Raw genomic sequence first — 12,224 nt, 5'->3', positions numbered from 1 at the left:
AAACTTTGCCTTGCCCATCGGGCCTCTCCTTCATTCAAACTGTTGGCCGGAACTCCGGCCGGATTTCCTTAAGAACCAGAAACTTCCGAAATGATCTTCTGAGCTTCCGCACGCGGAACCTCGTCATAGTGCGCGAAGATCATCGTGAACTGTGCCCGGCCCTGAGACATGCCGCGCAGGTCGGACACGTAACCGAACATGTTCACCAGCGGCACGAAGGCCTTGATCGCCACAGCATTACCACGCGGCTCGGAACCCTGGATCTGGCCACGGCGAGAGTTCAGGTCGCCGATGACATCGCCCATATAGTCTTCCGGTGTCACGACTTCCACATTCATGATCGGCTCCATCAGGCGCGGATCGCCCTGGCCTTTCAGTTCACGGAAGGCACCGCGGGACGCGATTTCGAACGCCAGCACGGACGAGTCGACATCGTGGAATGCACCATCGACCAGCGTGGCCTTGAAGTCGGTGACCGGGTAACCCGCCAGCAGGCCGTTTTCCTTGGCCATTTCGAGGCCCTTCTCGACGCCCGGAATGTATTCCTTCGGAACAGAACCACCCACGATCGTGCTTTCGAACACGAAGCCGGAACCGGCTTCCAGCGGCTCGAACTGCAGCTTGACGCGGGCGAACTGGCCCGTGCCGCCGGACTGCTTTTTATGCGTGTAGTCGATCTCTGCCGCGCGGCCGAGCTTCTCACGGTAAGCCACCTGCGGCTGACCGATGTTCGCTTCGACTTTGAATTCGCGCTTCAGACGGTCGATCAGGATGTCGAGGTGAAGCTCGCCCATGCCTTTCATGATCGTCTGGCCCGACTCGTGATCGGTTTCGACGCGGAAGGACGGGTCTTCGGCAGCGAGGCGCTGCAGACCGACCGACATCTTTTCCTGGTCAGCTTTCGATTTCGGCTCAACAGCGATCTCGATCACCGGATCCGGGAAGGTCATCGTTTCAAGCACGACCGGCTTGTTCGGATCACACACCGTGTCACCCGTGGTCGTTTCCTTCAGGCCGGCGAGCGCCACGATGTCGCCAGCATAGGCTTCCGTGATCTCGTCCTGCTTGTTGGAGTGCATCATGACCATCCGGCCGACGCGCTCGCGCTTGCCTTTGGTCGAGTTCATGAAGCTGTCGCCCTTCGACAGCGTACCGGAATAGATACGCGTGAAGGTGAGCGTGCCCATGTAAGGGTCGTTCATAATCTTGAATGCCAGCCCCGAGAACGGCTGTGCATCGTCAGCTTTACGCTCGATGTTACGAACTTCTTCCTCATCGCCCGGCAGGAAGCCCATGTAAGGCGGCACGTCGAGCGGGCCCGGAAGGAAGTCGATCACAGCGTTCAGCATCGGCTGCACGCCTTTGTTCTTGAACGCTGAACCGCAGAGGACCGGCACGAAGGAGAGCGACAGCGTACCCTTACGGATCAGCTTGCGCAGCGTTTCGATGTCCGGCTCGTTGCCTTCGAGGTAGGCTTCCATCGCGTCGTCGTCCATTTCGACGGCGGTTTCGATGAGCTTGCCGCGCCACTCTTCGGCCTGGTCTTTCAGGCTGTCGCGGATTTCGCGCACTTCCCAGGTAGCACCAAGGTCTTCACCGGCCCACACCCATTCTTTCATGGTGATCAGGTCGACATGGCCTTCGAGCTCGTTTTCTGCACCGATCGGCAGCTGGATCGCAGCCGGCGTCGCACCGGTACGGTCCTTGATCATCTCAACGCAGTTGAAGAAGTCAGCGCCGATCTTGTCCATCTTGTTCACGAACACGATGCGCGGAACCTTGTAGCGATCCGCCTGGCGCCACACGGTTTCGGTTTGCGGCTCGACGCCGGCGTTGGCGTCGAGAACGCAGACAGCGCCGTCGAGAACGGCCAGCGAACGCTCAACTTCGATGGTGAAGTCAACGTGTCCGGGGGTGTCGATGATGTTGAAGCGGAACTTCGGCGACTGCGCCGTGGAGCCGTCTTCTGTGCGTTCCCAGAAGGTCGTGGTCGCAGCCGAGGTGATCGTGATGCCCCGCTCCTGCTCCTGCTCCATCCAGTCCATCGTCGCGGCGCCGTCATGGACTTCGCCGATCTTGTGCGACTTACCGGTGTAGTAAAGGATACGCTCGGTCGTCGTGGTCTTGCCAGCATCGATGTGAGCCATGATGCCGAAGTTACGGTAGCGATCCAGCGGATATTCGCGGGCCATTTTGGTCAACCTTCGTGTTTGCTTTCCGGGTAGGAAAAGGGGCGATTTGCGGGCGCGTTACCCGTTATCGCCCCGGAATGCCAGTAGTGATTACCAGCGGTAGTGTGAGAACGCCTTGTTGGCGTCTGCCATGCGGTGCGTGTCTTCACGCTTTTTCACAGCGTTGCCGCGGCCTTGGCTTGCATCCATCAGCTCGCCGGCGAGGCGCTCGCGCATGGTGTTCTCGTTGCGGCCAGCAGCAGCGGCAGCGAGCCAGCGGATCGCCAGGGCCTGACGGCGCTCTGTGCGGACTTCGACCGGAACCTGATAGGTGGCACCACCCACGCGGCGCGAGCGGACTTCAACCGCAGGCGCAACCGATTCCAGCGCGCTGTGGAACACTTCAACGGGATCTTTCTTGGCACGGGATTCGACCAGGTCGAACGCACCATAGACGATGCGTTCGGCGACGGACTTTTTGCCGTCGCGCATGATCTGGTTCATGAACTTGGTGACGACGATGTCCTTGAATTTTGGATCCGGAAGGACTTCGCGTTTCTCGGCGCGGTGACGACGGGACATGAGCTGACCTCTTACTTCGGCTTCTTGGCGCCGTAATGCGAGCGGCGTTGCTTACGGTTTTTGACAGGCTGCGTGTCGAGCGCGCCGCGGACGATGTGGTAGCGCACACCCGGAAGGTCTTTCACACGGCCGCCACGGATCAGGACCACGGAGTGCTCCTGCAGGTTATGGCCTTCACCCGGGATGTAGCAGAGCGATTCAAACCCCGAAGTGAGGCGCACCTTGGCCACTTTCCGGAGCGCCGAGTTCGGCTTCTTCGGCGTGGTGGTGTAAACACGGGTGCAAACGCCGCGGCGCTGCGGGCAGGCCTTGAGGGCCGGGGTTTTGGTCCGCGAGCGCTTAGGCGAACGCGGCGAACGAATGAGCTGCTGGATCGTGGGCATTCGGGCCTTCTGTCTCTTTTAACTCTGGCCCGATGGGCCGCTAACGTAATCATGCCCCGAATGCCCCAAAGGGCTTCCGGGACGGGGCGAAAACTTGGGAGCCAGATTGGCCGGATCAGTTCAGATCCGGTGCGGCGAAGGGACTTTCATCCCGGGGCCTCTCTGACAATGCGTGGCGTGTAAGCCTACCGGAGGCCTGCGTCAAGGGTAGGAAGCTGTCCCGGAACAGCTAGTTTTCCGTTACGGGACGCTGGTTTTGGCGCCTCAGGCATTTTGCCCGTTCCGGCGAGGCCGGACCTGCCTCCCCTGCCGGGTCTGCGCTCAGGATTTCCTCGCACCGTGTGATCGCCCAACTATCCAGCGAAAGCCAGGCAATGAGGCCAAGCGCGAGCGCGGCACAGGCACCGCCGATCAGGTCAGACCGCTCAAGCTGCATTGGGCAAACGCCTCCTCCAGAAGCAGAAAAGCCTGCCATTGCTGGCAGGCTTTTCCAGTTGGTTCAAGGGCTTGCGCCCGGACCTTCGAGCTTATTCCTCGACCGGGGCCTTGTCCGGAGCCGGCAGGCTGGTGAGCATCTCGGCCTCTTCCGCCGCCTTCTGGACAGCGGCAGCGCGCTTTGCCTTCAGCTTCTGGTCGCGGTCGGCAGCCACACGGCGATACGAACGGATGCCCGAACCGGTACCGGCCGGAATCAGGCGGCCGACGATGACGTTCTCCTTGAGGCCTTCCAGCGTATCCACCTTGCCCTGGATGGCAGCTTCGGTGAGGACGCGGGTCGTCTCCTGGAAGGATGCGGCCGAGATGAAGGAACGGGTCTGCAGCGAGGCCTTGGTGATACCAAGCAGAAGCGGCATGCCCTTGGCTTCCTGCTGATCCTTCTTGCGCGACTTGCGGACGGCTTCGTTGGCCTCTTCGAATTCGATGAGGTCGACGTGTTCGCCCGTGATCAGGCCGGTATCGCCCGGATCCGTCACTTCGATCTTCTGCAGCATCTGGCGAACGATCACCTCGATGTGCTTGTCGTTGATCGGCACGCCCTGCAGACGGTAGACCTTCTGCACTTCGTCGATCAGGTAGTTGGCGAGCGCCTCAACGCCCAGCGTCGACAGGATATCCTGCGGTGCCGGGTTACCATCCATCAGGTATTCACCACGCTTGATGAAGTCACCATCCTGAACGGCGAGGTGCTTGCCTTTCGGCACCAGGTAGTCGATCTGCTCGCGGCCCTCTTCCATCGGAACGATCGAGACGCGACGCTTGTTCTTGTAGTCGCGGCCATAGAGGACTTTGCCGTCCACTTCGGCGATGATCGCGTGATCCTTCGGACGGCGGGCTTCGAAGAGTTCAGCAACACGCGGCAGACCGCCGGTGATGTCTTTCGTCTTCGCACCACCGGTCGTGACACGGGCAAGCGTGTCGCCGGCCTCGATCGTGTCGCCATCGGCCACCGACAGGATGGCGCCCACGGAGAGAAGGTAAACTGCGTCCGAACCGTTCGGCAGTTTGACCGGGTTACCATCCTTGCCGACGATCTGGACCGACGGCTTGATGTCTGCCGACTTGGTCGCGGAACGCCAGTCGATGATGACACGCGAGGAGATACCCGTCGCTTCATCGGTTTCTTCACGCACCGACACGCCATCAATCACGTCGACGAGTTTCACTTCGCCTTTGACTTCCGACACGATCGGCTGGGCAAACGGATCCCAGTCTGCCAGCAGCGTGCCCGGCGTGACCTTCTCGGCATCCTTGATCATCAGGCGCGTACCATAGGCCGGACGGAAGGACTGGCGGGTACGGCCTTCGGCGTCGACGATCTCCACCTGCATGCGGCGGCCAACGACGACGATCGTCTTGTCCTTGCGGGTGACGAATTCGGCATCCTTGAACCGGACCGTACCTTCGAAGCTGGCTTCGACGGACGACTGGTCAGCCACCTGAGCCGCACCACCGATGTGGAACGTACGCATGGTGAGCTGGGTACCAGGCTCGCCAATGGACTGGGCTGCGATGACGCCGACCGCTTCGCCGCGGTTGACGGGGGTCCCGCGGGCCAGGTCGCGGCCGTAGCACTGGGCACAGATGCCGTTCTTGGTTTCGCAGGTCAGCGGCGAGCGAACCTTCACCACATCGACACCGGCTTTCTCGATCGTTTCGGCCAGCTCTTCGTCGATATAGGTGTTGGACACGGCAACCAGGTTGCCGTCGACGCTCTTCACATCCTCTGCCGTCACGCGGCCCAGGATACGTTCGCTGATCGACACCACGACATCGGCGCCTTCCATGACGGCCGAGATATCGATGCCCTTCTCGGTGCCGCAATCATCTTCGTTGATGATGCAGTCCTGAGCGACGTCGACGAGACGGCGGGTCAGGTAACCCGAGTTTGCCGTCTTCAGAGCCGTATCGGCCAGACCCTTACGGGCACCGTGCGTCGAGTTGAAGTATTCGAGAACGGTCAGGCCTTCCTTGAAGTTCGAGATGATCGGCGTCTCGATGATCTCGCCAGACGGCTTGGCCATCAGGCCGCGCATACCGGCGAGCTGCTTCATCTGGTTCTTCGAACCACGAGCACCGGAGTCGGCCATCATGAAGATCGAGTTGACCTGGGACTTACGAACACCCTTGGCCGCCTGGTTCTTCGAGGCAGCGTCCATCATGGCGTCTGCAACCTTGTCGGTACAGCTCGACCAGGCGTCGACCACCTTGTTGTACTTCTCGCCACGAGTGATGAGACCGTCTGCATACTGACGCTCGTATTCGGAGACCTGCTCCTTCGTCGCGTCGACCAGTTTCTGCTTCGCTTCCGGAATGACCATGTCATCCTTGCCGAAGGAAATACCGGCCTTGCAAGCTTCCTTGAAGCCGAGCTCCATCATCTTGTCACAGAAGATGACCGTCGCCTTCTGACCGCACAGACGATAGACCTCGTCGATGATCTTGCCGATCGTCTTCTTGGTCATCGTGGTGTTCACGAGGTCGGGCTGAATGCCTTTCATGCGCGGCAGGATATTCGCCACCATGAAACGGCCCGGCGTCGTATCGATGACCCAGCGGCGCGGATTACCTTCCTCGTCCACGCCTTCGTACATCGCCTTGATCTTCGAGTGCAGCGTGACGAAGCCGGAATCGAGCGCGTGCTCGATTTCTGCGAGTTCGGAGAACACCATGCCCTCACCTGCCTGCTCGTCACGGTCGAGCGACAAGTAGTAGAGGCCAAGGACGATGTCCTGCGACGGAACGATGATCGGCTTGCCGTTGGCCGGCGAGAGGATGTTGTTGGTCGACATCATCAGCACACGGGCTTCCAGCTGGGCCTCGAGGCTCAGCGGAACGTGCACCGCCATCTGGTCGCCGTCGAAGTCGGCGTTGAACGCCGCGCAGACCAGCGGGTGCAGCTGGATGGCCTTGCCTTCGATCAGCTTCGGCTCGAACGCCTGGATACCGAGACGGTGCAGCGTCGGCGCGCGGTTCAGGAGAACCGGGTGCTCGCGGATGACCTCATCCAGAATATCCCAGACTTCCGGCTTTTCTTTCTCGACCAGCTTCTTCGCCGCCTTCACCGTACCGGCGAGGCCTTTGGCGTCGAGACGGGCATAGATGAACGGCTTGAACAGTTCGAGCGCCATCTTTTTCGGCAGGCCGCATTCGTGCAGCTTGAGGCTCGGGCCAACCACGATGACCGAACGGCCGGAATAGTCGACGCGCTTGCCGAGCAGGTTCTGACGGAAGCGGCCCTGCTTGCCTTTCAGCATGTCGGAGATCGACTTCAGCGGACGCTTGTTGGTGCCCGTGATCGTACGGCCGCGGCGGCCGTTGTCGAACAGGGCATCGACAGATTCCTGCAGCATCCGCTTTTCGTTACGGATGATGATGTCCGGCGCACGAAGCTCCATCAGGCGCTTCAGGCGGTTGTTCCGGTTGATGACACGGCGATAGAGGTCGTTGAGGTCCGACGTCGCGAAGCGGCCGCCGTCCAGCGGGACCAGCGGGCGCAGGTCCGGCGGGATCACCGGGATCACGGTCAGGATCATCCATTCCGGCTTGGCGCGGGACTGGAGGAAGGATTCGACCACTTTCAGGCGCTTGGAGACTTTCTTGGTCTTCAACTCTGAGGTGGACTCCTTGAGATCTTCGCGCAGGGTCTCTGCCAGCGTCGGCAGGTCCAGCGACATCAGGATCTCGCGGATGGCCTCAGCGCCGATCATGGCGGTGAAGGCGTCCTCACCCAGATTGTCCTGGGCGTCCATGTACTCCTCTTCCGTCAGGAGCTGTTTCGGCTCCAGTTCGGTGAGGCCCGGCTCAATGACAATATAGCTTTCGAAGTAGAGCACGCGCTCCACGTCTTTCAGCGCCATATCCAGCAGCGCGGCAATCCGGGACGGCAGCGACTTCAGGAACCAGATGTGGGCAACCGGGGCAGCCAGATCGATATGGCCCATGCGCTCACGGCGCACGCGGGCCAGGGTGACTTCCACACCGCACTTCTCGCAGGTGATGCCGCGATACTTGATGCGCTTGTATTTACCGCAAAGGCATTCGTAGTCCTTCTGCGGGCCGAAGATGCGCGAGCAGAACAGGCCGTCGCGTTCCGGCTTGAAGGTACGATAGTTGATGGTTTCGGGCTTCTTGATTTCGCCCGAGGACCACGACCGGATCTTTTCCGGGCTCGCAATCGAGATGCGGATAGCCTCGAAAGTCGGGGCCGGTGTGTTGGGGTTGAAGATGCTGGCGACGTCCTGGCGCATTTAGGTCTGCTCCTTGGGTGGGCTTTTTTCGGGGACTGGAGGGCCCCTGCCCTGGGTAAAATCTCGTTCGGATCGGAAGGTCCCGCCAGGCCGGTTGCCCGGCGGGGTCTTCCAGTCAGGTCTTCACGCTACTCGGCGGGCACCGTTTCGCTGTCTGCGGCCGGCTCGTCCTCGCTGGTACCGCCGCCCTCTTCGATCAGCTCGACATTGAGGCCCAGCGAACGCATCTCCTTGACGAGCACGTTGAACGATTCCGGGATACCGGCCTCGAACGTGTCGTCGCCGCGGACGATGGCCTCGTAGACCTTCGCACGGCCGGCCGTGTCGTCGGACTTCACGGTCAGCATTTCCTGCAGCGTATAGGCGGCGCCGTAAGCTTCCAGAGCCCAGACTTCCATCTCGCCGAAGCGCTGGCCACCGAACTGGGCCTTGCCGCCCAGCGGCTGCTGCGTGACGAGCGAGTACGGACCGGTCGAACGGGCGTGGATCTTCTCGTCCACCAGGTGGTGGAGCTTGAGCAGATACTTGTAGCCCACGGTAACCGGACGCGAGAACGCCTGGCCAGTACGGCCGTCGAACAGACGAACCTGCCCGGACGAGTCGAGACCGGCACGCTCCAGCAGCTCGTTGATGTCGCCTTCGCGGGCACCATCGAAGACCGGCGTCGCGATCGGCACGCCATTACGCAGGTTGCCAGCGAGCTCGATGATATCGCTATCGCTTTCCGGCAATTCCTGGCCTTTGCCATATGCCGTTTCCAGCGCCGCTTTCAGCGCCTTCACGTCATTGTTCTGGTGGAACTCATCGACAGCATTGTCGATAATCCGGCCCAGACCGCGGCAGGCCCAGCCTGTATGCGTCTCGAGGATCTGACCGACGTTCATACGCGACGGAACACCCAGCGGGTTAAGCACGATGTCGACCGGCGTACCATCTTCCAGGAACGGCATGTCTTCCAGCGGGTTGATCTTGGAGATCACCCCCTTGTTGCCGTGACGGCCGGCCATCTTGTCGCCCGGCTGAAGCTTGCGCTTCACGGCCAGGAAGACCTTCACGACCTTCATCACGCCCGGAGGCAGATCGTCGCCGCGCTGGACCTTCTCAACCTTGTCGTTGAAGCGGGCATCGAGCTCGCGCATCGAGGAGTCGAATTGCTCCTGCATCGCGTCGAGTTCGGACTGCGCCTTCTCGGACTTCAGGGCAACGTCCCACCACTGCTTGTGGGTGAGTTCAGCCAGGGCATCCGCAGTGATGCGGCCCGGCTTGAAGCCTTTGGGGCCTGCAGCGGCTTCCTTGCCGACCAGGAATTCCTCGAGGCGGCCATAGATGTTCCGCTCAAGGATGGCCTGTTCGTCTTCCTTGTCTTCCTGCAGCTTCTCGATCTGCTCACGCTCGATCTGAAGGGCACGCTGGTCCTTGTCGATGCCGTGGCGGTTGAAGATGCGGACATCGACGACCGTACCGGCGTCGCCCGGAGGCACGCGCAGCGAGGTGTCGCGAACATCGGAAGCCTTCTCGCCGAAGATGGCGCGGAGAAGCTTCTCTTCCGGCGTCATCGGGCTTTCGCCCTTCGGCGTGACCTTGCCGACGAGGATGTCACCAGCCTTCACTTCGGCACCCACAGCCACGATGCCGGCTTCGTCGAGGTTACGCAGGGCTTCCTCACCGACGTTCGGGATGTCGCGGGTGATCTCTTCCGGGCCGAGCTTCGTGTCGCGGGCGGCGACTTCGAATTCCTCGATGTGGATCGAGGTGAAGACATCGTCACGCACGATGCGCTCGGAGATCAGGATGGAGTCTTCGAAGTTGTAGCCATTCCACGGCATGAACGCGACGAGCACGTTCCGGCCCAGTGCCAGTTCGCCAAGATCCGTGGACGGACCGTCAGCGATGATATCGCCCTTAACAACCACATCCCCCACCTTCACGATCGGGCGCTGGTTGATGCACGAGTTCTGGTTCGAACGGCGGAACTTGGCCAGACGGTAGATATCGACACCGGACTTGCCCTGGTCGATCTCGTCCGTTGCGCGGACCACGATGCGCAGCGCGTCGACCTGCTCGACCACCCCTGCCCGGCGGGCAACGATCGCAGCGCGGGAGTCGCGAGCCACAACCGCTTCCATGCCGGTGCCGACGAACGGCGCTTCCGACTTCACGAGCGGCACAGCCTGACGTTGCATGTTCGAGCCCATCAGGGCGCGGTTGGCGTCGTCGTTTTCGAGGTATGGGATCAGCGCCGCAGCGACCGAGACGACCTGCTTCGGAGAGACGTCCATGAACTGGATGTCTTCCTTCGGCACCATGGTCGCCTCGCCGGCAACGCGGGCGTTGACGAATTCATTGGCCAGTTCGCCATTCTCGTTCACTTCGGCGTTGGCCTGAGCAATCGAGTAGATGCTCTCCTCCATGGCCGACAGATACACAACCTCGTCGGTCTGCTTGCCTTTGACCACTTTGCGGTACGGGCTCTCGATGAAGCCGTACTTGTTCACGCGGGCATGGGTGGCCAGCGAGTTGATGAGACCGATGTTCGGGCCTTCCGGCGTTTCAATCGGGCAGATACGGCCATAGTGGGTCGGGTGCACGTCGCGCACCTCGAAGCCGGCACGCTCGCGGGTCAGACCGCCCGGACCAAGCGCCGACAGACGGCGCTTGTGGGTGATCTCGGAGAGCGGGTTGGTCTGGTCCATGAACTGCGACAGCTGCGAGGAGCCGAAGAATTCACGCACCGCGGCCACAACCGGCTTCGCGTTGATCAGGTCATGCGGCATGACCGTGTCGATATCGACCGAGCCCATACGCTCCTTGATCGCACGCTCCATGCGCACGAGGCCGATGCGGTAGTTGTTTTCCATCAGCTCGCCGACCGAACGGACGCGGCGATTGCCGAGGTTGTCGATGTCGTCGACTTCGCCCTTGCCGTCCTTCAGGTCGAGGATGACCTTCATGACGCCGATGATGTCGTCATGGCGCAGGACGCGCATGTCGTCGGCTGCGGCTTCATAGCCCTGCACAGCAACGCCAAGGCGCATGTTCATCTTCACACGGCCGACGGCCGAGAGATCATAGCGCTCCGGATCGAAGAAGAGCTGGCCGAAAAGAGCGTCTGCGGCTTCCTGGGTCGGCGGCTCGCCGGGACGCATGACGCGGTAGATGTCCGACAGGGCTTCGAAACGGGTTTCGTTCTTGTCAGCTTTCAGCGTGTTGCGCAGCCACGGGCCACGGCCCGAGCTGTCGATATCGAGGACTTCGATCGACTTGAGACCGTATTCGCGCATTTCGGCGATGATCTCGTCTTCCAGCACGTCGCCGGCTTCACCGAAGATCTCACCGGTTTCGAGGTTCACCACATCGCGGGCCAGGAACTTGCCGACCAGCGCTTCGGACGGAACGAGGATCTCGTCCGTGCCGCCTTCAGCGATGCGGCGGGCCTTGAGGGCCGTGATCTTCTTGCCAGCCTCGGCGATCACCTTCTTGGACTTGGCATCGACCAGGTCGAATTCCGGCTTCACGCCTTTCCAGGCGTCAGCGCGGAAGCCGGTGATCCAGCCCTTCTTGTCCATCCTGTAGATGGAGTGGGTGTAGAACAGGTCGAGGATCTGCTCGGTGTCATAGCCGAGCGCATAGAGCATCGTTGTCGCCGGCAGCTTGCGCTTGCGGTCGATGCGGATGTTCAGGATGTCTTTCGCGTCGAACTCGAAGTCGAGCCACGAACCGCGGTAAGGAATGATGCGGGCCGCAAACAGCAGCTTGCCGGAGGCATGGGTCTTGCCCTTATCGTGGTCAAAGAACACGCCCGGCGAACGGTGCATCTGGGAGACGATCACACGCTCGGTGCCGTTGACGACGAACGTCCCCTTCTCGGTCATCAGCGGGATGTCGCCGAGGTAGCATTCCTGCTCCTTGACTTCCTTGACCGAGCGGGCGCCGGTGTCTTCATCGACATCGAAGACCACGAGCTGCAAACGGACCTTCAGGGGGGCCTGGAAGGTCAGGTCGCGCTGCATGCACTCTTCAACGTCGAACTTCGGCTGTTCGAATTCGTAGGAGACATATTCGAGCGTCGCGCGCTCGGAAAAGTCGGTGATCGGGAACACGGACTTGAAAACACCGCCCAGGCCATCATCCGTACGCTCTTGCGTCGGCGTGTGCATCTGAAGGAAGTGCTCGTAGGACTCGCGCTGAACCTCGATCAGGTTTGGCATTTCGATGGCTTCGGGAATGCGCCCGAAGGATTTGCGGATACGTTTCTTTTCCGTGAAGGAGAGTGCCATCCCAGGATCCCAATTTTATCGCCGCAGCCACCCTGGCCGCGACCTTATCGCCAGAACGCGAGT

At 61.1% G+C, this 12,224-nt stretch carries 6 protein-coding genes; all 6 read right to left on the bottom strand.

Annotated features, from left to right (window positions below):
* Positions 1–68: 68 nt before the first annotated feature.
* The 6 genes from fusA to rpoB all read right to left on the bottom strand — a co-directional run bounded on the left by fusA (position 69) and on the right by rpoB (position 12,161).
* Entirely contained in the window at positions 69–2,192 is a 2,124-nt protein-coding gene (gene fusA / locus HY26_RS07310) for an elongation factor G (RefSeq protein ID WP_034765691.1), read from the bottom strand.
* 90 nt (positions 2,193–2,282) lie between these two features.
* Positions 2,283–2,753: a 30S ribosomal protein S7 gene (gene rpsG / locus HY26_RS07305; RefSeq protein ID WP_034765688.1), complete on the bottom strand. Its 471-nt coding sequence runs from the start codon at positions 2,751–2,753 to the stop codon at positions 2,283–2,285.
* Between the two features lie 11 nt (positions 2,754–2,764).
* Positions 2,765–3,136 (bottom strand): 30S ribosomal protein S12, encoded by a 372-nt coding sequence (gene rpsL / locus HY26_RS07300; RefSeq protein WP_034765685.1) that lies wholly within the window; start codon positions 3,134–3,136, stop codon positions 2,765–2,767.
* A gap of 229 nt (positions 3,137–3,365) precedes the next feature.
* Complete coding sequence (locus tag HY26_RS07295) at positions 3,366–3,572, bottom strand: hypothetical protein (RefSeq protein ID WP_112073246.1); 207 nt, start codon at positions 3,570–3,572, stop codon at positions 3,366–3,368.
* Positions 3,573–3,663: 91 nt separating this feature from the next.
* Positions 3,664–7,884 carry a DNA-directed RNA polymerase subunit beta' gene (rpoC, locus tag HY26_RS07290; protein WP_034765677.1) on the bottom strand — a complete coding sequence of 1,407 codons (4,221 nt, stop codon included), beginning with the start codon at positions 7,882–7,884 and terminating at the stop codon, positions 3,664–3,666.
* 128 nt (positions 7,885–8,012) lie between these two features.
* The gene (gene rpoB, locus HY26_RS07285; protein ID WP_034765674.1) at positions 8,013–12,161 is read right to left on the bottom strand and encodes a DNA-directed RNA polymerase subunit beta; all 4,149 of its coding nucleotides are present in this window, start codon (positions 12,159–12,161) and stop codon (positions 8,013–8,015) included.
* Positions 12,162–12,224: the final 63 nt, after the last annotated feature.

It is taken from the genome of Hyphomonas sp. GM-8P, from assembly GCF_003263315.1.
In the GTDB taxonomy this organism is placed as follows: Bacteria; Pseudomonadota; Alphaproteobacteria; order Caulobacterales; family Hyphomonadaceae; genus Hyphomonas.
The sequence above is the reverse complement of the archived record's forward strand: the minus strand, read 5'-3'. Positions and strand labels throughout refer to the sequence as shown.